The 22,578-nt window shown below is 64.6% G+C and carries 24 protein-coding genes; 15 read left to right on the plus strand and 9 right to left on the minus strand.

All coding sequences use genetic code 11. The annotated features are described in order from the left end of the window. Nucleotides 1-99 precede the first annotated feature (99 nt). The 6 genes from BVH06_RS00195 to BVH06_RS00220 all read left to right on the plus strand — a co-directional run bounded on the left by BVH06_RS00195 (nucleotide 100) and on the right by BVH06_RS00220 (nucleotide 7,726). Entirely contained in the window at nucleotides 100-2,058 is a 1,959-nt protein-coding gene (locus tag BVH06_RS00195; RefSeq protein WP_075932807.1) for a methyl-accepting chemotaxis protein, read from the plus strand. Nucleotides 2,059-2,196: 138 nt separating this feature from the next. Beyond that, nucleotides 2,197-3,114 (plus strand): MoxR family ATPase, encoded by a 918-nt coding sequence (locus BVH06_RS00200; protein ID WP_075930044.1) that lies wholly within the window; start codon nucleotides 2,197-2,199, stop codon nucleotides 3,112-3,114. After that, nucleotides 3,111-4,067, plus strand: a complete 957-nt coding sequence (locus BVH06_RS00205; protein WP_075930045.1) for a DUF58 domain-containing protein — start codon at nucleotides 3,111-3,113, stop codon at nucleotides 4,065-4,067. The genes BVH06_RS00200 and BVH06_RS00205 overlap by 4 nt, the downstream gene beginning before the upstream one ends. Next, nucleotides 4,064-6,058, plus strand: coding sequence for a DUF3488 and transglutaminase-like domain-containing protein (locus BVH06_RS00210; RefSeq protein WP_075930046.1), 1,995 nt, complete (start codon nucleotides 4,064-4,066; stop codon nucleotides 6,056-6,058). Before BVH06_RS00205 ends, BVH06_RS00210 begins: the two co-directional genes overlap by 4 nt. Nucleotides 6,059-6,080: 22 nt before the next feature. Then, entirely contained in the window at nucleotides 6,081-6,851 is a 771-nt protein-coding gene (locus BVH06_RS00215; RefSeq protein WP_075930047.1) for a CHAD domain-containing protein, read from the plus strand. Nucleotides 6,852-6,928: 77 nt separating this feature from the next. Continuing rightward, complete coding sequence (locus BVH06_RS00220) at nucleotides 6,929-7,726, plus strand: acyl-CoA thioesterase II (protein WP_075930048.1); 798 nt, start codon at nucleotides 6,929-6,931, stop codon at nucleotides 7,724-7,726. Here BVH06_RS00220 and BVH06_RS00225 read toward each other — a convergent pair. The 3 genes from BVH06_RS00225 to BVH06_RS00235 all read right to left on the minus strand — a co-directional run bounded on the left by BVH06_RS00225 (nucleotide 7,702) and on the right by BVH06_RS00235 (nucleotide 10,526). Beyond that, nucleotides 7,702-7,920 (minus strand): hypothetical protein, encoded by a 219-nt coding sequence (locus BVH06_RS00225; RefSeq protein WP_075930049.1) that lies wholly within the window; start codon nucleotides 7,918-7,920, stop codon nucleotides 7,702-7,704. The genes BVH06_RS00220 and BVH06_RS00225 overlap by 25 nt on opposite strands. Before the next feature lie 113 nt (nucleotides 7,921-8,033). Continuing rightward, nucleotides 8,034-9,518, minus strand: a complete 1,485-nt coding sequence (locus BVH06_RS00230; protein ID WP_075932808.1) for a methyl-accepting chemotaxis protein — start codon at nucleotides 9,516-9,518, stop codon at nucleotides 8,034-8,036. Nucleotides 9,519-9,659: 141 nt separating this feature from the next. Then, nucleotides 9,660-10,526 carry a TatD family hydrolase gene (locus BVH06_RS00235; RefSeq protein ID WP_075930991.1) on the minus strand — a complete coding sequence of 289 codons (867 nt, stop codon included), beginning with the start codon at nucleotides 10,524-10,526 and terminating at the stop codon, nucleotides 9,660-9,662. Between the two features lie 203 nt (nucleotides 10,527-10,729). Between BVH06_RS00235 and BVH06_RS00240 the strand changes: the two genes are divergently transcribed. From BVH06_RS00240 to BVH06_RS00250, 3 genes are all read left to right on the plus strand, one after another. Further along, a complete protein-coding gene (locus BVH06_RS00240; protein WP_075932882.1) occupies nucleotides 10,730-12,139 on the plus strand; it encodes a transglycosylase SLT domain-containing protein in 1,410 nt (469 codons plus the stop codon). A gap of 100 nt (nucleotides 12,140-12,239) precedes the next feature. After that, nucleotides 12,240-12,674 carry a DoxX family protein gene (locus tag BVH06_RS00245; RefSeq protein WP_075932809.1) on the plus strand — a complete coding sequence of 145 codons (435 nt, stop codon included), beginning with the start codon at nucleotides 12,240-12,242 and terminating at the stop codon, nucleotides 12,672-12,674. 217 nt (nucleotides 12,675-12,891) lie between these two features. Continuing rightward, nucleotides 12,892-13,191, plus strand: a complete 300-nt coding sequence (locus BVH06_RS00250) for a hypothetical protein (protein WP_075930052.1) — start codon at nucleotides 12,892-12,894, stop codon at nucleotides 13,189-13,191. 7 nt (nucleotides 13,192-13,198) lie between these two features. Here the strand turns inward: BVH06_RS00250 and greB are convergent, their stop codons facing one another. Genes greB through BVH06_RS00265 form a run of 3 tightly spaced genes read right to left on the minus strand, consistent with a single transcriptional unit; the run spans nucleotide 13,199 to nucleotide 16,917 of the window. After that, a complete protein-coding gene (gene greB, locus BVH06_RS00255) occupies nucleotides 13,199-13,696 on the minus strand; it encodes a transcription elongation factor GreB (protein WP_075930053.1) in 498 nt (165 codons plus the stop codon). Between the two features lie 33 nt (nucleotides 13,697-13,729). Further along, nucleotides 13,730-16,234 carry an ABC transporter permease gene (locus BVH06_RS00260; protein ID WP_075930054.1) on the minus strand — a complete coding sequence of 835 codons (2,505 nt, stop codon included), beginning with the start codon at nucleotides 16,232-16,234 and terminating at the stop codon, nucleotides 13,730-13,732. After that, a complete protein-coding gene (locus BVH06_RS00265) occupies nucleotides 16,234-16,917 on the minus strand; it encodes an ABC transporter ATP-binding protein (RefSeq protein WP_075930055.1) in 684 nt (227 codons plus the stop codon). The genes BVH06_RS00260 and BVH06_RS00265 overlap by 1 nt, the downstream gene beginning before the upstream one ends. Before the next feature lie 10 nt (nucleotides 16,918-16,927). Here BVH06_RS00265 and BVH06_RS00270 point away from each other — a divergent pair, with 10 nt between their 5' ends. The 3 genes from BVH06_RS00270 to BVH06_RS00280 are packed head-to-tail and all read left to right on the plus strand — an operon-like array spanning nucleotide 16,928 to nucleotide 18,878. After that, nucleotides 16,928-17,533 carry an arylesterase gene (locus BVH06_RS00270; protein WP_075930056.1) on the plus strand — a complete coding sequence of 202 codons (606 nt, stop codon included), beginning with the start codon at nucleotides 16,928-16,930 and terminating at the stop codon, nucleotides 17,531-17,533. Between the two features lie 58 nt (nucleotides 17,534-17,591). Then, on the plus strand, nucleotides 17,592-17,873 hold the full coding sequence (locus BVH06_RS00275) for a hypothetical protein (RefSeq protein ID WP_075932810.1): 282 nt from the start codon (nucleotides 17,592-17,594) through the stop codon (nucleotides 17,871-17,873). Nucleotides 17,874-17,930: 57 nt separating this feature from the next. Further along, nucleotides 17,931-18,878, plus strand: a complete 948-nt coding sequence (locus tag BVH06_RS00280; protein WP_075930057.1) for a L,D-transpeptidase family protein — start codon at nucleotides 17,931-17,933, stop codon at nucleotides 18,876-18,878. Between the two features lie 88 nt (nucleotides 18,879-18,966). Here BVH06_RS00280 and oprI read toward each other — a convergent pair whose 3' ends face one another. Then, a complete protein-coding gene (oprI, locus tag BVH06_RS00285; protein WP_070883071.1) occupies nucleotides 18,967-19,218 on the minus strand; it encodes an outer membrane lipoprotei OprI in 252 nt (83 codons plus the stop codon). A 353-nt stretch (nucleotides 19,219-19,571) separates the two neighbouring features. Between oprI and BVH06_RS00290 the strand changes: the two genes are divergently transcribed. Next, a complete protein-coding gene (locus BVH06_RS00290) occupies nucleotides 19,572-19,853 on the plus strand; it encodes a GNAT family N-acetyltransferase (RefSeq protein ID WP_075930058.1) in 282 nt (93 codons plus the stop codon). 59 nt (nucleotides 19,854-19,912) lie between these two features. Here the strand turns inward: BVH06_RS00290 and BVH06_RS00295 are convergent, their stop codons facing one another. Both BVH06_RS00295 and BVH06_RS00300 read right to left on the minus strand, forming a co-directional pair. Next, a complete protein-coding gene (locus BVH06_RS00295) occupies nucleotides 19,913-20,989 on the minus strand; it encodes a 3-deoxy-7-phosphoheptulonate synthase (RefSeq protein ID WP_075930993.1) in 1,077 nt (358 codons plus the stop codon). A gap of 133 nt (nucleotides 20,990-21,122) precedes the next feature. Further along, on the minus strand, nucleotides 21,123-21,539 hold the full coding sequence (locus BVH06_RS00300; RefSeq protein WP_075930059.1) for a PilZ domain-containing protein: 417 nt from the start codon (nucleotides 21,537-21,539) through the stop codon (nucleotides 21,123-21,125). On the opposite strand from BVH06_RS00300, the gene BVH06_RS00305 reads away from it, so the two are divergent. After that, nucleotides 21,538-21,924, plus strand: a complete 387-nt coding sequence (locus BVH06_RS00305; RefSeq protein ID WP_075932811.1) for a co-chaperone YbbN — start codon at nucleotides 21,538-21,540, stop codon at nucleotides 21,922-21,924. The genes BVH06_RS00300 and BVH06_RS00305 overlap by 2 nt on opposite strands. Before the next feature lie 99 nt (nucleotides 21,925-22,023). Further along, nucleotides 22,024-22,521 (plus strand): universal stress protein, encoded by a 498-nt coding sequence (locus BVH06_RS00310; protein ID WP_075930061.1) that lies wholly within the window; start codon nucleotides 22,024-22,026, stop codon nucleotides 22,519-22,521. The last annotated feature ends 57 nt before the right edge of the window (nucleotides 22,522-22,578 follow it).

Genomic DNA, 22,578 nt, shown 5'->3' on the forward strand with positions numbered 1-22,578 from the left:
CTAAAAGCACCGGGCGCCTCATTGCTGGCTTGTCGCCATCAGTCTGGTGCCTCACTGTTGCCGTCTGGAGGGCTTTAGCCCAGCACGAGAGGGTCGGCAATGGTTTCTCTTCGCGCACTGGCCAGCCTGGCAACGGCGGTCAAGTTGTCCCTGGGATTCGGGGTGGTGCTGGTGCTTACCCTGGTGGTGGCGGCGACCGGCTTTTTCGCCCTGCGTGACGTGGGCGCCAGGTTTTCCCTGCTCGAGCGCTTCAGCGACATCAACGACAAGGTCGCGCAGATGCGCCGAACCGAGCAGGCCTTCATCATCAGTGGCGATGCCGCGCAGACGCAGCGCCTGCACGAGCAGGCCCAGGCCCTGCGCGAACAGGTGCAGCAATTACGCGATCAGGTCGCCGGCGATGAGCGCGACGCCTTGCAGCAGGTCGATGGGGATATCGCTGAGTACGTGCAGGTCTTCGATCGCTACGTGGAGCAGAGCGACAACATGCGTCTGTCGCTGGACGCCGCGAAATGGCTGGTGGTCGGCGCCGCCAACAGCCTCGACCTGCTCAAGGACGGGCTGGCCGAGGATGGCATCTATGCCCTCAAGGAAAGCCAGGGCAATGAAGGCGGCGAGTCCGTCACCCAGGCAGGCCAGATCGGCAAGGTGCATATTCTGCTCTTGCAGGCGCTGGAACAGGCGCGGGTGCTCCTGGAAAACAGCCGTGCCAGCGGTGAAGTGCCAAGCACCAACATCCAGGAAGCACTCGATGCCCAGGCCCAGGCCGCGCAGCTACGCGATGCCCTGGGTGACCCGGGGTACCGCTCGGTGCTCGCCGAGGTGGTGGGTAACATCGACTCCTTCAACCAGCGGCTGCAGGAGTACACCGGCCTGCTGCAACAGCAACAGCAGGAGCATGCCAAGCTGGCCGAGCGGGCAGACAAGGTGGTCGAACTGGTCAGCCAGACCTACGCCCAGCAGAAGGGCGCCGTACATACCCTGGTGCGCACCAGCGCGCTGCTGATTCTGGTCGCCGCCGCTGCAGCCTTGCTGGTCGGGCTGCTGGCGACACTGATCATCACCCGGGCGATCGTGCGGCCGCTCAAGCAGGTGACTGCGGTGGCGCAGCGCATTGCCGCCGGAGACCTGAGCGGCGAGATCGAGGTGCAGCGTAGTGATGAAATCGGCCAGCTGCTGGGTGCCATGCAAGGCATGTCGCGGGACCTGCGCACCATGGTCGGGCGCCTGCAGGACGGCGTCGCGCAGCTTTCAACTTCAGCGCAGACGCTGTCTTCGGTCACCGAGCAGGCGCGTCAGGGCGTCAGTGGCCAGAAGGAGGAAACCGACCTGGTGGCCACGGCGATCACCCAGATGGCGGCGACAGTCCATGAGGTGGCACAGAACGCCGAACAGGCTGCTGCTTCTACCGCCCAGGCCGATTCGCGGGTGGGTGCGGGCAGCGACGTGGTGCGTGAAACCCTGCAGCGTATCGAGCAACTGGTCGCGGCCATGGCGGTCACTCGGCAAGGCATCGAACAGCTCAGCCAGGACACCCGCAATATCGATGCGGTGCTGGAAGTGATCAAGAGCGTGGCGCAACAGACCAACCTGCTGGCGCTCAACGCGGCCATCGAAGCGGCGCGGGCGGGGGAACAGGGGCGTGGGTTCGCGGTGGTGGCCGATGAGGTGCGTGCGCTGGCCCGGCGCACCCAGCAGTCCACCGAGGAAATCGAGGGGCTGCTCGGTACGCTGCGCGCTGGCGCTACCCGGTCCGTGGCCGATATGCGCCAGAGCGATGAACTGGTCGAGCAGGTGGTGCACGACGCCCGGCACACTCAGCAGGCCTTGGCGGGTATCGCCGAAGCCGTTGCAGTGATCCACGGCATGAACCAGCAGATCGCCGCCGCCGCCGAGCAGCAGACCGCGGTGGCCGAGGACATCAACCGCAGCGTCACGTCGATTCGCGACCTCGGTGAGCAGTCCGCCGCGGCGATGGACGAAAACGCCGGCTCCAGCCAGCAACTGGCAGCCCTGGGTCGTGAATTGCAGGGCATGGCGGCGCACTTTCGTCTCTAGGCCGCTCTGCGCCAAGGCTTCCATGCTTGCGCGGCGAAGCATGGGCCTGGCGCACAGTTTCGTCAGCAAACATTACGTAACGCTTTGCCCGCTGCCGTCAGGTCAGTAGCATCGAGCCACTTGCATGAGGAGTGGACGATGCACACGAAACTGGACGCCTGCCTGGATTCCATCAACCAGGTGCTGCTCGGCAAGGAGGCGCAGGTGCGCCTGGCGCTGACCTGCCTGCTGGCCCGCGGTCACCTGCTGATCGAGGATCTGCCCGGCATGGGCAAGACCACCCTCAGTCACGCCCTGGCGAAGGTGCTAGGGCTGAGCTTCCAGCGTATCCAGTTCACCTCCGACCTGCTGCCGGGTGACATTCTCGGCACCTCGGTATTCGACAAGGACAGCGGGCAGTTCCTGTTCCACCCCGGCCCGGTGTTCGCCGAGCTGGTACTGGCGGACGAAATCAACCGCGCCACGCCGAAAAGCCAGAGCGCGCTGCTCGAAGCCATGGAGGAGGGGCAGGTGACCATCGAAGGCGCTACCCGTCCGCTGCCTGATCCGTTCTTCGTCATCGCCACCCAGAACCCGATCAGCCAGAGTGGTACCTTCGCGCTGCCGGAGTCTCAGCTCGATCGCTTTCTCATGCGCCTGTCGCTGGGCTACCCGGCTCGCGCCGCCGAGAAGGCGCTGTTGCTGGGCGAGCCCCGTCGCTCGGTGTTGCCAACCCTGGATGCGGTACTCGATCACGCCGAGTTGGCGAAGCTGCAGGCCGAGGTGCCCAAGGTGCGCGTCAGCGATGCACTGGTCGACTATGTACTGCGCCTGGTCGAGGCCACGCGTACCCAGCCGCAGTTCGCCTGGGGCCTGTCGCCCCGTGGCAGCCTGGCACTGCTCGCCGCGGCGCGCGCCTGGGCGCTGTTGGCCGAGCGCGATTACGTGATTCCCGAGGACGTCCAGGCGGTACTGCCGGCCGTGGCGGGGCACCGCCTGCGTGATCAGGCGGATCCGGCCGGGCATGGCGGTGGTGCCCTGGTGCAGTGGCTGCTGCGCGAAGTGCCTGCGCTTTGACGAGCACCCTCAGGCAGCGCTGGGATCGCTGGCTGGCCCGGCGCATACCGGCGGCCGCCAGCGTGCAACTCAACCAGCGGCGGATCTTCATCCTGCCGACCCGGGTGGGTGTGGCGTTTCTGTTCGCCTTATTGGTCATGTTGCTGGCCGCCATCAATTACCAGAGCAGCCTGGCCTATGGGCTGACCTTCCTGCTTGGCTCGGTGTTCGTGGTGGCCATTTTGCATACCTACCGCAACTTGGCCGGGTTGGTGCTGCACGCCGGTGGTGCGGGCGCGGTATTCGCCGGCGAAGCGGCGCGCCTGCGGGTGCGCCTGGAAAGCCGCAGCCGCGCCCACGAGGCCGTCGCCCTAGGTTGGCCGCCCGCCGACCTGCAGCAGCAGGACGTGCCGCCGCAAGGTTCGGTCGAGTGCGAACTGAGCCTGCAAACCTTGCGCCGTGGCTGGTTGCAGCCTGGGCGCTTGCGGGTGGAGAGCCGTTTCCCCTTGGGCCTGCTGGTCGCCTGGAGCCATGTGGATCTGGACCAGTCGGTGCTGGTGTATCCGCGGCCACTGGAAGGCGAGCTGCCGCTGGCGCCCGGCGGCAGCGTGGACGACGAGCAGGAAGGCTTGGTCAGCCAGGGGCAGGGCAGCGATGACTTTCAGGGGCTGCGCACCTATCAGCCGGGGGATTCGCGCCGGCGCTTGCACTGGAAGGCCTATTCGCGTGGCCAGGGGTTGCTGGTCAAGGATTTTGCCGCCCAGACGGGCCGTGACCTGCTACTGGATTTCGACGCGCTCAGCGGCGACCTGGAAAGCCGGTTATCGCTGCTCTGCCATTGGGTGCTGGTGCTCTGCGAACGCCAACAGCCGTTCGCCTTGCAGCTGCCGAGCGAGTCACTGCCGGTCGCCATCGGTGAACGGCACCGCGAGCAGTGCCTGCGAGCGCTGGCGTTGTATGGAGGCCGCCCATGAGCAGCGTCGCCGGCATCCCGCGTATCAGCCTGACCTGGCTGTTGGTGGCCCAGGCACTGGTCATTCTGCCCCATGCATTTCACCTACCGATGTGGGTGATCGGCCTGTGGCTGGGCTGCGCGGCATGGCGCATCCAGATTTTTCGCATGCGCGCCGGCTATCCTAGCTTGGTCGTGCGTATCGGCTTGATCGTCCTGGCGGCGGCTGGAGTGTTTCTGTCTCGCGGCACGCTGGTCGGGCTGGATGGCGGGGTGGTGCTGCTGGTGGCGGCGTTCACCCTCAAATTGCTGGAGATGCGTACCCGCCGCGACGCATTGGTGGTGATCTTTCTCGGCTTCTTCGTGGTGGTGACCGCGTACCTGTTCGATGACAGCATCCTCGTTGCGCTGTTCAGCCTGCTGCCGGTCTGCGCCCTGCTGGCCGCGCTGATCGGTTTGCAGCAAAGCGGCACGGCAACCCGGCCCTGGCGCACGCTGCGCCTGTCGGCCAGCCTGCTGCTGCAGGCATTGCCGCTGATGCTGTTGCTGTTCCTGTTCTTTCCGCGGCTGGGGCCGCTGTGGTCGTTACCGGTGCCCAACGAGCGCGGTTCGGTCACCGGGTTGGCCGACAGCATGGCGCCCGGTGATATCGCCGAGCTGACGCGCTCCGGCGAACTGGCCTTTCGCGCCAGTTTCGAGGGCCGGGTGCCGGCGCGCAGCGAGCTGTACTGGCGCGCGCTGACGCTCGACCAGTTCGATGGCCGGCGCTGGTCGCAATCGTCGGGTGAGCAGTTCTCGCCAGCGCCACAATGGCAACCCCGTGGTGAGGCGCTGCGTTACAGCGTGGTGATGCAGCCGACCACCAGGCCCTGGCTGTTCGCCCTCGACGTGGCCCGGACCGAGCTGCAAGGCACCCGGCAGATGGGGGATTTCCGACTGCAGCGCAACCGCCCGGTGGATCGTGCGTTGCTCTACGACGTCGCCTCCTGGCCGCAGGCACTACGGGAACCGCAACTGTCGTCGAGCAGGCGGCAGGCCCTGTTGCGCCTACCCCGTGAAGGTGATGCCCGCAGTCGCGACTGGGCCCAAGAGTTGCGTCGCCAATACCCGCAGGATGGAGAGCTGGTCGCGGCGCTGCTCGCTCACTTCAATCGCCAACCCTACGTCTACACCCTGACGCCGACCCCGCTTGGTGCTGATTCCATCGATGAATTCCTATTCGATACCCGCAGTGGCTTTTGCGCGCACTATGCGGGCGCGATGACCTTCGTGCTGCGTGCGGCAGGCATCCCCAGCCGCGTGGTGGCCGGTTACCAGGGCGGCGAACCGAGCAGCAATGGCAGCTACGTGCAGGTTCGTCAGTTCGACGCACACGCCTGGGTCGAATACTGGACGCCGGAACAGGGCTGGACGAGCGTGGACCCAACCTTCCAGGTCGCGCCCGAGCGGATCGAGCAAGGCCTGGAACAAGCCCTCGCCGGCGAACAGAGCTTTCTCGCCGACTCGCCGTTTTCGCCGTTGCGTTATCGCAACCTGACCTGGCTGAACGAGCTGCGCCTGGCCTGGGACGACCTCAACTATGGATGGCAGCGCTGGGTGCTCGGTTATCAGGGGGCGCAGCAGTTCGAGCTCTTGCAGCGCTGGTTCGGCCAGGTCGACGCCGGCAAGCTGATTCTGGCATTGGTCGGCGGCGGTGGCGTGCTGCTGGGCTTGTTGTCGCTGTGGCTATTCAAGCCCTGGCGAATCGAGCGTGATCACTCGTTACGTATCTTCCAACGCTTCGAGCAGTTGCTGGCCAGGCACGGCGTACGGCGCCTTGCAGGCGAAGGCCCGCGTGCTTTCGCTAAACGCGCAGCCGAGGCGTTGCCTGGGCAGGCGGACGCCATCGGTGCCTTCCTGCAGACTTTCGAAGCGCAGCGCTATGGGAGGCAGAACATTTCACCCAAGGCGCTGCTCCAACAGCTGAACGCGCTGCGCCGGCAGCTACCGTGGCGCTGGAGTCGATTCCCTTGAACGGTTTCCCAGGAGTTCTGCAATGAGCGGTTTTGTCGGTAAGTTGCGCAGCGAAGTACTACGGTTGCAAGTCGCGCTTTATGCCTGCCGCGAGCGCCTTCAGGCGCAAACAGATGATGAGGCGCTGCATGATCTGCGCGTCTGCCTGCGCAGGCTACGCAGCCTGCTCAAGCCGCTCAAGGGGGCTGCCGGCAGCGATGCCCTGCAGAACCGTGCGGCCGAGCTCGGGCGACTAACGGGCCCGCTGCGCGATCTGGAAGTGCTGATCGAAACCTTGCACGCGCATGGCGAGCACGCCGCGGCAGACCGGCGCATGGTGCAGCGTCGCAAAGGCGATGCAATGGTGCTCGCCAGTCGCGCTTTGCCAGCGCTGTTCCACGCGCTGGATGAATGGCCGCAGGAGTTGACCGCCCAGCAGGCCAGCGGCGAACTCGACGACCTGCAGAAAAGCGTCAAACGCTACCTGCGCAAGCAGCGCGGCAAGCTGATCGACGCGTTGGGCGATGCAGAGCACGATCGCCACCGGGTACGCCTGCTGATCAAACGAGTGCGTTACACCGCCGAGGCTTACCCGCAGCTTTCACCATTGTCGGCCGCGCAACTGAAGCTGCTCAAGAAAGGCCAGGCGGTGCTCGGCGACTGGCACGACCATTTACAGTGGCTGGCAACCGCCGAGCACGAGCCCGATCTGAGGGGCTTCATTCCGGCCTGGCGCGCATCGATGGAAGCCGCCGAACGCTCGGCGCAGGCGATCCAGGCGCGTTTGCTGGCAGCGCTCGAGCCCCAACAATGACCGATCTGCCGTCTGCGCCGGGCTCGCGGTAGCGTGGCGCGTCTCTTACCATCCATACGATGACAAGAGAGGTGACCATGAATTTCTTCGAGCTACTTGAGCAGGTGCAGCGCACACCCGAAGCGCTGTCGATTCCCGCCGACTGGGGCCAGGGCCGAGCCACTTTTGGCGGCCTCGTGGCTGCGCTGGTCTATGCCGTGATGCGCAGCAAGGTCCCCGCCGATCGCCCACCGCGATCCCTGGCGATCACCTTCGTCGCCCCGGTCGCTCCTGGCGTGGCCACCTGTTTCGAGGCTGAAGTACTACGCGCCGGCTCATCGGTCAGTCAGGTGCTGGGGCGTGCCGTGCAGAACGGCCAGGTGGTGGCGTTGATACAGGGCAGCTTCGGCACGCCGCGCAGCTCTGCGATCAATGTACAGGCGCTGCCGGCGCCAGTGATCAAGGCGCCTGAGCAAAGCCAGGAGTTGCCCTACGTTGCGCAGGTCACGCCGGAGTTCACCCGACACCTGGCGATGCGCTGGGGTCTGGGCGGCCTGCCGTTCAGTGGCAGTCACTCTCGGGAAATGGGCGGCTGGGTGCGTTTTCGCGAGCAGCAGCGCATCGAACCACTCGATGAGGCGCACCTGCTCGGGCTGGTCGATGCGTGGCCACCGGCTGTGCTGTCGCTGCTCGACAAGCCGGCGCCCGGCAGCTCACTGACCTGGACCATCGAATTCATTCAGCCACTGCGCCACCTCACCTCTGATGGGTGGTGCCTGTATCGCGCCGAAATCGAGCATGCCCGTGATGGCTACGGGCATGTGGCGGCGGGGCTGTGGAGTGCAGAGGGCGAGCTGCTGGCCATCAGCCGTCAGACGGTAACCGTTTTCGACTGAGCGCCACCCAGCAGCGCCTGGCGTGCCAGGCCGTAGGCGGCCATGGCGCCCAGGCCAGAAAGCGCCAGCGAAAGCGCACCTGTGCCGCTGCCCGCCAGCACCAGTGACACCAGCAACAGCGGCAGAGCGATGGCCAGCATCGGCGTGTCCAGCGATTCGGTTTGACGGGCGAGGGTAGCGGTATGCGTGCTCATGGACGGTCTCCTGCATCAGATGGAACCAGTCTATGGCGCGCGGGATAGGGCCGCGAATTGATCCGTCCTATACGGCAGATAGGCTTTCTACTATCTGCCGCAATGGCCAGCCGTCAGGGTTTGAGCTGACGTATGGCGCGTGACAGTTCACCGGCCAGATCGGCCAATTGGCTGCTGGTGGTGGCGGACTCCAGGGTCTGCTGAACGGTCTGCTCGGTAACGTCGCGGATGCCGATCACCGAACGAGTCATCTCTTCAGCCACCAGGCTCTGCTGCTCCGCGGCGACGGCGATCTGCGTGTTGCTTTCGCGCATCTGTGCCACCGCGCCAGTGATCGCAGCGAGTGCGTCCCCGGCCTCATGGGCGGCGCGCACGCAGTCGTCGGCCTTGAGCGAACTTTCCTGCATGAATTCCACGGCATCGCGGGTGCCGGCCTGCAGCGTGCCGATCATGCTGGTGATTTCGTCGGTCGAGTCCTGCACGCGCTTGGCCAGGTTGCGCACCTCGTCGGCCACCACCGCGAAGCCTCGACCCATTTCGCCTGCCCGCGCTGCCTCGATGGCAGCGTTGAGGGCCAGCAAGTTGGTCTGTTCGGCGATGCCGTGGATCACATTGACCACGCCGCTGATCTTCTGGCTGTCGGCGGCCACCTGCTCGATCATGGTGGCCGTCTGCTGCACGCCGCTGGAAAGGCCGGTGATGGAATCGACCACGCGGGTGACCACGGTCTGCCCGGCCCCGGCGAGTTGATCGGCGCTCTGCGACTGGTCGCGGGTGGTGGCCGCGTGCTCGGCGATATGGTGGACGGTGGTCGACATTTCGTTGATGGCAGTGGCGGCCTGGTCGGTTTCGCTCTGCTGGCCGAGCATGCCCTGGCGCACGTCCTTCATGCTTTGCGCCAGGCGCCCGGTGCCCTCGTCGAGCCGCGAGGCGGCCTGGATGACCGCGCCAACCACCCGCTGGTAGCCATCCTGCATGGCATTGAAGGCGCCGGCCATCTGACCGACCTCATCGCGGCTCTGCAGGGGCACGCGGGCGGACAGGTCGCCGCTCTTCTCGACGTGCAGCATGACGTCCTTGAGGGTATTGAGATGGGTGAGCAAAAAGCGGATCAGCAGCTGCGAGGCGGCGAGCAACGCCAGCATCAGCACGGCGACCGCCAGGGCGTAGCTGCCGGCACGCTCGGCGAACACCTGGGCCAGGCTGCGGCCGACGGCGAGTACGGCGATGCGCTGGTCGGCAGCGCGCTCGACGATCTGCGCGCCAAGCAGCGGATCGCTGCCGAACAGACCGTCGTGTTCGAGCGCGACCCAACCGCGCCCGTTGCTCAGCGCAGCAGCATCGGCATCGCCGGGCAGCCTGGGCGTTTCCCCGGGCTTGAAGGTGATCAGGCTGGTGCTGGCGGGCAGCGCCTGGGCGGCTGGCCAGGCAGCGACCAGTTGCGCGTGCTTCTGGGCATCGGCGCGGGCTGCCTGGGCAAAGGTGTCCTGCTCCTGAAGCATGGCGAACAGCACGAGCAGCAGGGTGGTGACGAAGGCGACGGCGTTCACCGCCCAGAACTTGTGTTTCAGGGAAATATCGCAAATCCAGACGGGCATGTTTTTTTGCTCTCGACATGAATGAAGTGCTGGCAAGGCGCCATTATTCTTTCACGGGCAAAATGATCATCCCTTGATGTGAGTCAAAGGCAGCCGACGAATCGGCTGCCACGGCTCAGAAGCAGCGCGGTTGCTTCGAGGTTAACGGCGGCGATCCGTCTGGCTTGAGGGCTCGCGATCATTTTCACGATCATCGACCTGTTCGGCGATGGTTGGCAGGGCGAAGAAGGCCCGGGCGCAGGCCGTCGTGTGCCGGGCTACGGATTCAGGTGACTCCTGACGGTGCAGGGCCACTTCACGCAGCACCTCGGGCAGAAATGCCGGTTCGTTGCGGCCACCCTTGGGTTTCGGGCGCAGGCTGCGCGGCAGCAAGTAGGGCGCGTCGCTTTCCAGCATGAGACGGCCGGCGGGAATCTCCTTCACCAGGGAATGCAGGTGCGCGCCGCGGCGCTCATCGCAAATCCAGCCGGTGATGCCGATATGCAGATCCAGGTCCAGGTAATCGAACAGGGCCCGCTGTTCGCCGGTGAAGCAGTGCACCACGGCGGCCGGCAGGCGATCACGGTAATCGCGCAGGATCTGCACGAAACGCGGGTGCGCGTCGCGCTCGTGGAGAAACACCGGCATCTGCAAGTCGGCGGCCAGGCTCAGTTGCTCCTCCAGGGCCTTTTCCTGTTGCGGACGCGGCGAGAAGTCGCGGTTGAAGTCCAGGCCGCATTCGCCCACCGCCCTGACCTGCGGCTCGGCGAGCAGGGCGCGCAGGCGCTTGCTGTCGTCGCTGCTCCAGTGTTTGGCGTCATGGGGATGCACGCCGGCGGTGCTGAACAGCCGCTCACTGCGCTCGTCCAGCTTCCGACACAGGCTCAGTGCATGGTCGCTTTCGGCCAGGCTGGTGCCGGTCAGTATCAATTGGCAGACGCCGGCGGCGAAGGCGCGTTCGAGCACTGCCGCGTGCTGATCGTCGAAGCTTGCGTGGGTCAGATTGACGCCGATGTCGATGAGTTGCATGGTGTGACCCTGTGAAACGAGAGGGCGCAGCATAACAGAGCTTTTTATTGCCGATAAAAAGCTAACGATTACAAAAACTTGTGGTCGATTCGTGACGTAAATGAGGAGCTGATGCCGTCAGCGTGGCGAGCTTGCCGCGCCCCGCGATCCGCCCTTGGATCACCACCCCTGGCCATCGGCCGGTTTCCGCTATCGGAGCATCGATATTGCGCGTCCTCGTCATCATCTGTCTGCTGCTGTGGCTGCCCCTGCCGGCAATGGCACGTATCGCCGGTCCGGTTGAGGTCACCGGCACGGCCGCGCCGCGCGACCTGCCGGGCATTCGCAAGAGCGGCGAGCTGCGCGTACTGGTCAACCAGAGCCGTAACAGCTCGGGTGAGGTGAAGGGGCAGAGCATCGGCGTCGAGTATCAGCGTCTGCGCGCCCTGGAGCAGTACCTCAATCGCAACGCCCGTGATGGCCGCAATCTGCGCCTGAAACTGATCCCCAGGGCCAAGGATCAGTTGCTCGCGGCATTGCAGCGCGGCGAGGGTGATCTGGTAGCGCCCGGCGAGTTACTCGACAGCAAAGGCGGCAACGTGTTGGCCAGCGAAGCGATACGCCGTGACGTGCCGGTGGTGATCGTTGCGCGGCAGGGTAACCGGCGTTATCAGCGGCTCGAGCAATTGGCCGGGCGCAGCCTTTCGCTGCCGGCCGGCAGCGTGGCCAAGGAAGCGCTGCACGACATCAACCGCCGGCTTGAGGGTCGCAAACTGCCGCCCATCGTCGTCGAGTGGGTGGACCCGACCCTGGCCGTCGAGGACGTGCTGGAAATGGTCCAGGCCGGCATCTTCGATTTCACCGCCGTGGAGCTGCACATCGCCGAGCGCTGGGCCAAGGTGATGCCCAAGTTGCGCGTCGACCGCAATCTGGTGCTCGACGACAGCGGCGACATGCGCTGGTACATGCGCCGCGACGCACCGATGCTCAGCGCCAGCGTTGACCGCTTTCTGGAGAGCTATCGGGTGCCCGACGATCAGGATGCCGCCTTCCAGCGCGTCTACCGTCGGCTCTATAAAGTGCACTCGCCCATGGGCCGTACCGAGCGCCAGCGCCTGGAGCGCGTGCGCCCGGTGCTGCAGCGTTACGCCGAGCAACACGATTTCGACTGGCTGGCGCTGGCCGCGCTGGCATTCAAGGAGTCGACGCTCAACCCGGCGGCGCGGGGCAGCAGCGGAGCTACCGGCTTGATGCAGATCACCCCAGCGGCGGCGCGCAGCGTCGGCGTCAGCGACATCTCGCGGATCGACAACAATGTGCAGGCCAGTGCCAAGTATCTCGCCAAGATTCGTCGCGGCTTCTTCAACAGCCCGCGCCTCAACGAGCGTGAGCGCATGGCATTCGTGCTCGCCGGTTACAACCTCGGGCCGCAGCGGGTGCAAAGCCTGCGGGCGGAGGCACGACGGCGCGGTCTCAACCCTGACCAGTGGTTCTTCCAGGTCGAGCGGGTGGCCATGGAAGAGCTGGGCATGGGCGTGGTCAGCTACGTCAATGCAGTGAACAAATACTATCTGGCGTACGCGCGTGAGCGTTATTCTCTGGAGCCCGCGCAAAAAGTGAGCATGCGTAAATAATCGAATTAGTCGGTAATTTTTAGCGGTTTTATTCGGTATTAATATTCGATATTTGAATTAATATGGCGCCATCTCACTCACATCGCAAAGGATTCGCCTCATGAACGCATTCATCAAATCCCTGGTAACCACCCGAGCCGGCTTCGGCCTGACCATTCTGCGCGTGTTGGTCGGCATCACCTTCATGGCCCATGGTTCGCAGAAGCTGTTCGGTTGGTTCGGTGGCTATGGCCTGGCGGGCGTCGCCCAGTGGATGGAAAGCATCGGCCTGGCGCCAGGCTACCTGATGGCGCTGATGGCCGGCAGCGCAGAGTTCTTCGGCGGCTTGGCGCTGGTCATCGGCCTGCTGGTTCGACCGGCATCGGCGGTCCTGGCGATCACCATGCTGGTGGCGATCTTCTCGGTGCACATCGGCAATGGTTTCTTCATGGCCGACAACGGCTACGAGTTCGCTCTGGCCCTGCTGGCCGCCACGCTGGCCCTGCTGATCGAAGGTGCTGGGCGGCTGTCGCTGGACAAGCGCATCGCCGGCTAAGCGCCGCATTGCCAGAAAAGCCCGCCGATGCGGGCTTTTCTGCTTGTTGACAGGCTGATCGGCAACTCTCTAGGATTGCCACTTGCGCCGATTTAGACAGCTACTTGCGGGGCGCCTCAGGGATTCTTCATCGAGTCCTGAAATTCCGCTAAAGCGCTGGTTCGGTGTTGCCTCTCACCGCTGCCCAGCGGGATTTTCGAGGCGGAGACAAACACCCATGACCTGCTCCCAGGCTGCGCAAATTCGTATCGTCCCCATCACCACCCGACTGGTTCGCCGCAATCCACGCATTCTGCTGGGTGGCGTTCATCAACCGACGCTGCTGCGCTACCTGGACGGTTGGCCGGCGCGCCGCGAAGGCCAGCGTGCCTTTCTCGTGCAGTTCGCCGAGCCGGGCGAGTCGCTGCAGCGTTTCGCCGCTGACAGTTTCGACTTCGCCGTGTTGCAACGACCGAGCGCCGAAGCGCTGGGCCAGTTGACGCGTATCGCCCGGCAGGGGTTGATCACCCTGCGCTGAGCCTGGCTTAAGGGTAGTCGATGGCGACGATGTACCAGTACTTGTCGCCGGTCGGCGTCTGCACCCGCACTTCGGCGTCCAGGCCCTTGCCGACGAGGGCGCGGGCCAGGGGCGAGTCGATGCTGATCAGGTTCAGCTTGAGGTCGAGTTCGTCGGGGCCGACGATGCGGTAGCGCGCCTCGACGCCATCTTCGTCCTCGACGGTGACCCAGGCGCCGAAATAGACCTTGTCCGGATCGCTCGGGCGGGTATCGACGACTTTCAGCTTCTCCAGACGTTTGGTCAGGAAGCGCACGCGACTGTCGATCTCGCGCAGCATTTTCTTGCCGTACGTGTACTCCGCGTTCTCCGAGCGGTCACCCTGAGCTGCCGCCTCGCTGACCGAGCGGGTGACCTCGGGCCTGCGCACATGCCAGAGCTCATGCAGTTCGGCGCGCAGGCGCGCTTCGCCTTGCGGGGTGATCAGGGGCGTTCCCGCAGCGCGGGGAGGGCGGTATCGGCTCATGCTGGGCTCGGTCTGTGGCGGATGCGCAGTCTATCAACCCTCGCGCAGAACGGTGAGCGGGCTGGCGTTGAGCGCGCGGCGCGTGCCGAGCACACCGGCGATGCCGACCAGTAGCGCGCCGATCAGCGGCAGCACCAGCAGCCACGGATGGGGTTGCCAGGTCATCTGGAAGGCGTAGCGGTAAATCAGAAAGCTGACCAGCTCGCAGCCCAGCGCCGCCAGCAAGCCGCTGGCGGCGCCGAGCAGGCCGAACTCGGCACGTCGGGCCTGCACCAGCAACTTGCGTTCGGCGCCCAGGGCGCGCAGCAGCGCGCCCTGGTGGATGCGTTCGTCCAGCGTCGACTGCAACCCGGCGAACAATACCGCGAGGCCCGCAGCCAGGACGAACAACAGCACGAATTCGATGGCGATGGTGACCTGGGCCAGGATGCTGCGCAGCTGGTTGAGCAGCGCCTCGACCTGCAGTAGCGATACCGAAGGGAAAGCGCGGGACAGCTCCACCAACTGCTGCTCGTGCTGCGGCGGCAGGTAGAAGCTGGTCAGGTAGGTTACCGGCAAATCCTTGAGGGTGCCCGGCTCGAAGATCATGAAGAAGTTGGGCTGGAAGTTGTTCCAGTCCACCTCTCGCAGGTTGGTCACCACGGCATCGCGATCGACGCCGCCGACACTGAAGGTCAGGCGGTCGCCGAGTTTGATGTGCAGGCTCTGCGCCAGTTCGTCCTCGATGGACACGCCGGGCAGTTCCCGTTGTTCGCCTGCAGTCCACCACTGGCCGGCGGTGAGGGTGTTGCCGTCGGGCAGGTCGGCGCTCCAGGTCAGGCTCAGATCGCGGCGCACCGCGCGCTCGCCCCGTGAATCCTCGGTTACGTACTGGCGAACCGGCTCGCCATTGACCTGGGTCAGGCGGCCCGGCACCACGGGGTACAGGGGCGCAGGGTGCGGGGAAAGCCGTGCCAGCCGCTCGGCGAAAGCGTCGTGTTCGGCGGGCAGAATGTTGAGGGCGAAATGATTGGGCGCGTCGGCCGGCAGCTGCTCTTGCCAGTTGTCCAGCAATTCACCGCGTAGCAGGGCGATCAGTGCCATGGCCAGGAGAATCAGGCCGAACGCCAGGGATTGCCCGGCGGCGGCGAGCGGTCGGCGCAATAGTTGGCCAAGGCCAAGGCGCCATGGCAGAGCAGCCCGAGCCAACAGGCGACGCAGGCTCTGCAGGCCGAGCAGCAACAGGCCGCCCAGCAGCAGGGCGGTGACCAGCCCGCCACCGAGCAGCGCCAGGGTCAGCGGCAGATCCAGGCTCAGGCGCCACATGATCAGCCCTAGGGCGAGCAAGGCCGTACCATAGACCAACCAGGAGCTGGCCGGCACCGGCAGCATGTCACGGCGCAGCACACGCAGCGGTGGCACGCGGCCCAATGCAGCCAGTGGCGGCAAGGCGAAGCCGGCCAGGGCTACCAGCCCGGTGGCGATGCCGGCCAGCGCGGGCCAGATGCCGCCCGGGGGAATCTGCGTGGGCAGCAGGCCCTGCAGCAGGTGGAACAGGGTTTGCTGGGCAAGCCAGCCGAGCAGTGCGCCGGCGAGGCTGGCGAGCAAACCGAGCATCGCCAGTTGCAGGCCGAACAGGCCCAGCGCCTGACGGCGTGACAGGCCCAGGCAGCGCAGCAGCGCGCTGGCGTCGAAGCGGCGGCTGGCGAAGCGCGCAGCCGAGAGCGCCACGGCTACGCCGGCCAGCAGCACGGCGGCGAGGCTGGCGAGATTGAGGTAGCGCTCGGCGCGATCCAGCGCGCCGCCGACGCGGCGACTGCCGTCTCGGGCGTCATCGAAGCGCTGGTGGGCCGCCAGACCGGGTTCCACAGCCTGCCGATAACTGACCAGGGCATCGCTCGGGCCGTTCCATTGTTCGATGTAGCGCACCCGGCTGCCTGGCTGCACCACGCGGGTGGCCGGCAGATCGTCGAGGTGCATCAGTACGTGGGGCGTCAGGCTATAGAAGTCGCCGGCCTCATCCGGCAGGTAGGTCAGCACCCGGGTGAGGCGCAGTTTCTTGGCGCCGACTTCGATTTCGTCGCCGGTTTTCAGATCCAGTGCTACCAGCAGGCGCGACTCTGCCCACACTTCGCCGGGCCCCGGCCCGGCGCTGATGATTTCCTCGGCGTAGGGTGCGGCAGCGCTCTTGAGCTGGCCGCGCAACGGGTAGCCCGGGCCGGCCGCCTTGACGCTGGCCAACTGAATGCCGGCATCGCTGGCGATCACGCTGGAGAACTCGACGACCTGGGCATGCTCCAGCCCGCGCTGCGTGCCCGCCTCGATCTGCTCGGGCTCGGCCGGGGCGCTGCCGCGGAGAATCAGATCGGCGCCGAGAAACTCGGTGGCGCGCAAGCTCATCCCTTCGTTCAGCCGGGCACCGAAATAGCCTATGGCGGTGCTGGAGGCTACGGCGATCAGCAGGGCGAAGAACAGCACGCGCAGTTCACCCGAGCGCGCATCGCGCAGCAGCTGGCGGCCTGCCAGTGACAGCAGGGCCGAGAAGGACAGGGCGCGCATCAGGCGGTCACCGCTGCCACCAGGTGGCCGGCCTCCAGGCGGATGATGCGTTGGCAGCGCGCGGCAAGGCGCTCGTCATGGGTGACCAGCACCAGGGTGGCGCCGCGCTCCTGATTGAGCTCGAACAACAGGTCGCTGATGCGCTCGCCGGTATGGGTGTCCAGATTGCCGGTCGGCTCATCGGCGAACAGCACGTCGGGATCGGCCGCAAAGGCCCGCGCGATGGCGACGCGCTGCTGTTCACCGCCGGAGAGTTGGCGTGGGGTGTGAGTCAGGCGTGCGCCCAGGCCGACGCGCTCGAGCAGTTCGGTGGCGCGCTGGCGGGCATCGCTGCGGCCTTCGAGTTCCAGGGGCAGCATGACGTTCTCCAGGGCATTGAGGCTGTCGAGCAGTTGGAACGACTGGAACACGAACCCGACGTGCTCGGCGCGCACCCTGGCGCGGGCATCTTCATCCAGGCTGCCCAAGTCGTTGCCCGCCAGCACGATGCGCCCCGTGCTCGGCAGGTCGAGGCCGGCCAGCAGGCCGAGCAGGGTGGATTTGCCGGAGCCCGAGCTGCCGACGATGGCCAGGCTGCCGCCTTTTTCCAGCTCAAGGGACAGGTCATGCAGGATGGTCAACTCGCCTTCCGCGCTGGAGACCACTTTGTTAAGGTTCTGCGCAGACAGAATGCTTGAGCTCATGAGGAATCCGATGCGTGCGATAGTGAAGGGGGCCATTCTGGGCCTGCTGCTGATAGGGCAGATGGCGCAGGCGGGGACCGTGCTGGTCGTTGGCGATAGTATCAGCGCCGCTTTTGGCATGGATACCCAGCAGGGCTGGGTTCACCTGCTCGACGAGCGCATGCGCGACGAGGGTTTCGAGCACCGGGTGGTGAACGCTTCGATAAGTGGCGACACCAGTGCCGGCGGGGCGGCGCGGCTGCCGGCGCTGCTTGCTGAACACCAGCCGCAACTGGTGATCGTCGAGCTCGGTGGTAATGATGGCCTGCGCGGTTTGCCGCCGAGCCAATTGCAACAGAATCTTGCGTCGATGATCGATCTCTCACGAGGCGCCGGTGCCAAGGTGCTGTTGCTGGGCATGCGCATTCCGCCCAACTACGGCGAGCGCTACACCACGGCATTCGCCAAGGTGTTCGATGACGTGGCCGCCGAGAAAAGTGTGCCGCTGGTGCCCTTTCTTCTCGAGGGCGTGGGTGGCGTTACCAATCTGATGCAGGATGACGGCGTGCATCCCGCCGTGGCGGCCCAGCCGCGGCTGCTGGAGAATGTCTGGCCGACCTTGAAACCATTGCTGTAACGGGCTTTTCCGCTGACGGTGTTTCGGCTAATGTGGCGCCCCCGCTCTGGAGCCCCCAATGTTGCGACCCGTCTGGTCCCTGTATGCCTACCAACTGATCGAGCCGGACGAGCAGCTGGATCTGTTCGCCTGCCGTGAGGTGAAGGTGCATCTGGTCGCCCGTCAGCTGGAGCTCGGCGGCTATGCCGATCGCACCCTGTGTGGTGGTCTGCTGCCCGCACAGCCGCTCTGGCGCGACCTGGAGCGCCCCATGCTGCAGGACCGTCGCCTGTGTCGCGCCTGCCTGGCCGCGCTCGAGGCGCAGCGCCGTGGTGATCGGCCCGCGTGGCCGGGGCGCTGAGGGGCGCCACGGTATACAATCAACCCCATCATCATCTCCACCTCGAAGGTTTTCTGCATGTCGCCGCGCGTTTCAGCTCTTGCCCGCTGTCTGTCGTTGGGTGCTGTCTGTCTGGCAGGCTCCGCTGCCGCACTGGAATTGCCGTTGCCGCCGCCCGGCGAGGATATCGTCGGCGAGGTTCAGGTCATCAAGGCGCGCTACGAGGACACCTTTGCCGATATCGGCACGGCGAACGATCTGGGCTATCTGGAAATGGTCGCGGCCAACCCGGGGGTGGATGCCTGGTTGCCGGGCGAGGGCACCGATATCGTGTTGCCAACGCGTTTCATCCTGCCATCCGGGCCGCGTGAAGGCATCGTGATCAACCTTGCCGAATACCGCTTGTATTACTTCCCGAAAGGCCAGAACGTCGTCCATACCTACCCGCTGGGAATCGGTCGTGAAGGCTGGAGTTCCCCGGTAACCCAGGCGCGTATCACCGCCAAGACGCCGAACCCGGGCTGGTACCCACCGCAGTCCATCCGTGACGAGCATGCGGCCGACGGCGACCCGCTGCCGAGCTACGTGCCGCCAGGCCCGGACAATCCGCTGGGGCCCTACAAGATGACGCTGTCGGTACCGGGCTACCTGATTCATGGCTCGAACAAGAAGTTCGGCATCGGCATGCGGGTGAGCCACGGTTGCTTCCGCATGCTCAACAACAACGTGCTCGAACTGGCCGACATGGTGCCGGTCGGCACGCCCGTGCGCATCATCAACGAGCCGTACAAGTTCGGCGTGAGTGGCGGCAACGTGTATCTGGAAGCGCATACGCCGCTGGGCGAGGAAGATGCCCCTGCTGTCGATCATCACGCTGAAGTGGTCAATGCGCTGATCCGCCGTCACGACCTCAGTGCCGATACCCTGGACTGGGACGTAGTGCGCGAGGTGGTGGCGGCCCATGACGGCCTGCCGGTGGAGATCGACTCGCCGCGCGACAGGGTAATCCAGTCGTCGTCTCTCTGATAAAGACTCGGGCGCTCGCGCGCGAGTGCCCTGGCAGCAGACATAAAAAAGCCGGCTCGAGAGCCGGCTTTTTATTGCCCGGGGGCGATTACTTGCGGCTGGCTTTTTCCAGCATACGCAGAGCGCGCTCGTTGGCTTCGTCAGCGGTCTGCTGAGCCTTCTGAGCGGCAGCCAGTGCTTCGTCAGCCTTGCGATAGGCTTCGTCGGCACGAGCTTGAGCGCGAGCTGCTGCGTCTTCGGTTGCAGTCAGGCGAGCTTCGGTTTCTTTGGTAACGCTGCTGCAACCGGTAGCCAGAACTGCGGCCAGAGCCAGAGCAGAGAATTTCAGAGCGTTGTTCATCGTGTTCCCCTTAGGGTCAGTTTTTTGCTTATTGAAGCCCTTTCCCGAACCCGGAAAATGGCCGGCGTACATACTACCTGTAACTTTTAGTAAGTAAACGGACAGCAGGCAAGGGTTCCGAATTTTTTCTCTTAAATTAACGTGCTACGGCCCAATAGTTGTACAGGTAGTGAGCATGTACGTAGTTAAGTGCTGTCATTTTCGCACTTGAGAATTGCAAGACGATGTCAATTGCTCGGCTAAAGGATTTTGCCTTGCCCTTTACGTTCTACAGTGGCTTTATATCCTATTGTTACCGGATGTACGCAGGCCCTGCCGGGATGTCGTGCCTGGCCCAATCGAGAGGAGTAGTAATGAGCGAGCCACTGTCCATTCATCATGACCTTGCCGGTCACCAGTTCGAGACCACAGTGGATGGTGATCGCGCTTATCTTTCCTATATGGATCTGGGCAAGCAGACGCTGGATATCTATCGCACCTTCGTGCCCAACTCCCTGCGCGGTCGTGGCATCGCGGCAGCGCTGACCCAGACGGCGCTGGATTACGCCGATCAAATGGGCTACACGGTGATCGCGTCCTGTTCCTACGTGGAGCGCTACATGGCGCGGACCGAAGGCGCTGCCGACCAGGATTGAGGCAAGCGCCGCGCAAAAAAACGCCGAGCAGATGCTCGGCGTTTTTCATGGTGGCGGTCTTAGCCACGCTGGCGCTTGGGCAGCACGTCCATGAGCTTGGCATGCATGCCGCGCAGGGTTTTCTCGGTGCTTTCCCAATCGATGCAGGCGTCGGTGATCGAGACGCCGTACTTGAGCTGCGATAGATCCTTGGGAATCGACTGGCTGCCCCAGCCCAGATGGCTCTCGACCATCAGGCCGACGATCGACTGGTTGCCTTCGAGGATCTGGTTGGCGACGTTATCCATCACCAGCGGTTGCAGCGCCGGATCCTTGTTGGAGTTGGCGTGGCTGCAGTCGACCATGATGTTCGGCTTGATCGAGGCCTTCTTCAGTTCCTGTTCGCAGATGGCCACGCTGACCGAATCGTAGTTCGGCTTGCCGTTGCCACCACGCAGCACTACGTGCCCATAGGCGTTGCCCTTGGTGGTGACGATGGAAACGCCGCCCTGCTGGTTGATACCCAGGAAGCGGTGTGGACTGGAAACCGACTGCAGGGCGTTGATGGCCACGGTAAGGCCGCCATCGGTGCCGTTCTTGAAGCCGACGGCCGAGGAAAGGCCCGAGGCCATTTCGCGGTGGGTTTGCGACTCGGTGGTACGCGCGCCGATCGCCGACCAGCTGATCAGGTCCTGCAGGTACTGCGGGGAAATCGGGTCCAGCGCCTCGGTGGCGGTGGGCAGGCCCATTTCCGCGAGGTCGAGCAGCAGCTTGCGGCCGATGTGCAGGCCGTCCTGAATCTTGAAGGAGTCGTCGAGGTACGGATCGTTGATCAGGCCTTTCCAGCCGACGGTGGTGCGCGGCTTCTCGAAGTACACGCGCATGACCAGATACAGCGTGTCGGACACTTCCTCGGCGAGCACTTTCAGGCGCTCGGCGTATTCGTGAGCGGCTTTGATGTCATGGATGGAACAGGGGCCGACCACCACGAACAGGCGGTGATCCTTGCCATCGAGAATGTCGCGCACCACCTGCCGGCCAGCCGATACGGTGCGCTGCGCGCGCTCGGTCAGCGGGATCTCGAGCTTGATCTGTTCCGGGGTGATCAGGGTTTCGTTGGAGGCGACGTTCAGGTCGTTGATCGGTAATTCAGCTATCGTGCTTTTCATCGGGTGGGTCATCGGGTCACGGGAGCCGGCCGCCAGCGATCCCCGTGCAGCGGGCACAGCAGTATGGGCACAGCGGGGAAGCCGAACCTTAGCGCGTTAGCGCCCGCCGAGACAATGGTAATTAGGGCGTGGATGGGGGAAAGATGGCCAGGCGCTGCTCGCGCCATTCCTCGGCGATCAGTTCCAGGGGCAGTATCTGGCCCGCCTGCTGTTCGCGATGCTGGCGGAAGCGTTCCAGGTTGCAGATGTCTTCGACCATGCGCGCGCGCAGTTCTGGCGCGTGCTCACTGAAGGCCACGCCAAGCAGATAATGCTCCGATTGCTTCGTGCACCAGGCGACCTGGCCGGGGTAGGCTACCTGTTCGCCCAACAGCGGGATGTGCAGCGTGACCGGCGTGCCTTGGGGCAGTGGTTGGCTCGACCGGCAACCGGCGCCGCCCAGGCTGATGTTGTCGAGGCGCTGGCTGGCGCTCGGCGAGTGGCGGCGCAGTCTCAACTCCACGGGCAGATTACTGCTATGACGAAGAAAGCGACGCATGACCGACCACCTCAGTTGCCATCAGAATGATATTGCCCTGCCGAGTATAGCCACGCAATTGGAACTGACCGATTTTGATGCCGATCGGCGATTGCTCGACCTCCCCGGTGCATCGCTGGTGATCTTCACCAGCCAGGGGTGCGCGAGCTGCCGCTACGCGCGCCAGCAGCTTCCGGAGATGGGGTTGCCGGTCCAGCGTCTGGTCTGGATCGATGCCCAGGAAAACTCTGGCCTGGTCCAGCGTTATGAAGTCTTCCAGTTGCCAGCGCTTTTCGTGGTGTGCGATGGCGAGTTCTATGGCGCGTTGCAGGCCAGGTTGTCGGTTGCCGAGCTACGGGAGGCGTTGCTCGAAGCGCTTGCCAGAGCGCCTGAAGACCTGCCCTGAACGATGGCGGTGCGCGGCTGCTGGCCTTTTGCGGTAGCTTTTGCGCGGCGCTGCTAAGCTCAAGCCAGGCCCCGCCGTGCCGGCAGTCGAGGAGGCCGCATGATTCGTTCGATTCTTTATGCCACCGACCTTGGTCTGTATGCGCCCTATGTGCTGCAACATGCGCTGGCATTGGCGCGCAGTTTCAAGGCGCGCCTGCACGTCGTGCACGTGGTGGAGCCCATGGGCTTGTTCGCCGAGTCCGTGCTGCAGACCTACGTCGATGAAACCCGCTTGAAAGAGCTGCGCAGCACGGGCCTGGAAACCGTGATGAGCAATATCGAATTACGCGTGCTCGAAGGCTTTCGTGACGAACTGGGTGACAGCCAGGATGATCTGGAACTGATCGGCTCGGTCAGCGTTCTGCGTGGCGATCCGCCGATTTCCATTCTCGAGCACGCCCAGAAACTCGGTGTGGATTTGCTGGTCGTAGGCAGTCATAGCCATGGCGCTGCACTCGAGGTGCCAATGGGTCGCACCGCTGCCAGGCTGCTGCAGTTGTGCGATGTGCCGGTTTACCTGGTGCCCATGCTGCAACATCGATCCCGCCACGAGTGAACGACTCGACCCAGATAAAAAATCTATATATACCGCCTTTACCATTAATATGGTTAT

It is taken from the genome of Pseudomonas sp. PA27(2017) (genome assembly GCF_001945445.1).
In the GTDB taxonomy this organism is placed as follows: Bacteria; Pseudomonadota; Gammaproteobacteria; order Pseudomonadales; family Pseudomonadaceae; genus Aquipseudomonas.

Bases quoted from the DNA above. Each gene is read 5' to 3' on its own strand.
- BVH06_RS00195 (WP_075932807.1), top strand. From the start codon at position 100: ATGGTTTCTCTTCGCGCACTGGCCAGCCTGGCAACGGCGGTCAAGTTG.
- BVH06_RS00200 (WP_075930044.1), top strand. From the start codon at position 2,197: ATGCACACGAAACTGGACGCCTGCCTGGATTCCATCAACCAGGTGCTG.
- BVH06_RS00210 (WP_075930046.1), top strand. From the start codon at position 4,064: ATGAGCAGCGTCGCCGGCATCCCGCGTATCAGCCTGACCTGGCTGTTG.
- BVH06_RS00215 (WP_075930047.1), top strand. From the start codon at position 6,081: ATGAGCGGTTTTGTCGGTAAGTTGCGCAGCGAAGTACTACGGTTGCAA.
- BVH06_RS00220 (WP_075930048.1), top strand. From the start codon at position 6,929: ATGAATTTCTTCGAGCTACTTGAGCAGGTGCAGCGCACACCCGAAGCG.
- BVH06_RS00225 (WP_075930049.1), bottom strand. From the start codon at position 7,920: ATGAGCACGCATACCGCTACCCTCGCCCGTCAAACCGAATCGCTGGAC.
- BVH06_RS00230 (WP_075932808.1), bottom strand. From the start codon at position 9,518: ATGCCCGTCTGGATTTGCGATATTTCCCTGAAACACAAGTTCTGGGCG.
- BVH06_RS00235 (WP_075930991.1), bottom strand. From the start codon at position 10,526: ATGCAACTCATCGACATCGGCGTCAATCTGACCCACGCAAGCTTCGAC.
- BVH06_RS00245 (WP_075932809.1), top strand. From the start codon at position 12,240: ATGAACGCATTCATCAAATCCCTGGTAACCACCCGAGCCGGCTTCGGC.
- BVH06_RS00250 (WP_075930052.1), top strand. From the start codon at position 12,892: ATGACCTGCTCCCAGGCTGCGCAAATTCGTATCGTCCCCATCACCACC.
- greB (WP_075930053.1), bottom strand. From the start codon at position 13,696: ATGAGCCGATACCGCCCTCCCCGCGCTGCGGGAACGCCCCTGATCACC.
- BVH06_RS00260 (WP_075930054.1), bottom strand. From the start codon at position 16,234: ATGCGCGCCCTGTCCTTCTCGGCCCTGCTGTCACTGGCAGGCCGCCAG.
- BVH06_RS00265 (WP_075930055.1), bottom strand. From the start codon at position 16,917: ATGAGCTCAAGCATTCTGTCTGCGCAGAACCTTAACAAAGTGGTCTCC.
- BVH06_RS00270 (WP_075930056.1), top strand. From the start codon at position 16,928: ATGCGTGCGATAGTGAAGGGGGCCATTCTGGGCCTGCTGCTGATAGGG.
- BVH06_RS00275 (WP_075932810.1), top strand. From the start codon at position 17,592: ATGTTGCGACCCGTCTGGTCCCTGTATGCCTACCAACTGATCGAGCCG.
- BVH06_RS00280 (WP_075930057.1), top strand. From the start codon at position 17,931: ATGTCGCCGCGCGTTTCAGCTCTTGCCCGCTGTCTGTCGTTGGGTGCT.
- oprI (WP_070883071.1), bottom strand. From the start codon at position 19,218: ATGAACAACGCTCTGAAATTCTCTGCTCTGGCTCTGGCCGCAGTTCTG.
- BVH06_RS00290 (WP_075930058.1), top strand. From the start codon at position 19,572: ATGAGCGAGCCACTGTCCATTCATCATGACCTTGCCGGTCACCAGTTC.
- BVH06_RS00305 (WP_075932811.1), top strand. From the start codon at position 21,538: ATGACCGACCACCTCAGTTGCCATCAGAATGATATTGCCCTGCCGAGT.
- BVH06_RS00300 (WP_075930059.1), bottom strand. From the start codon at position 21,539: ATGCGTCGCTTTCTTCGTCATAGCAGTAATCTGCCCGTGGAGTTGAGA.
- BVH06_RS00310 (WP_075930061.1), top strand. From the start codon at position 22,024: ATGATTCGTTCGATTCTTTATGCCACCGACCTTGGTCTGTATGCGCCC.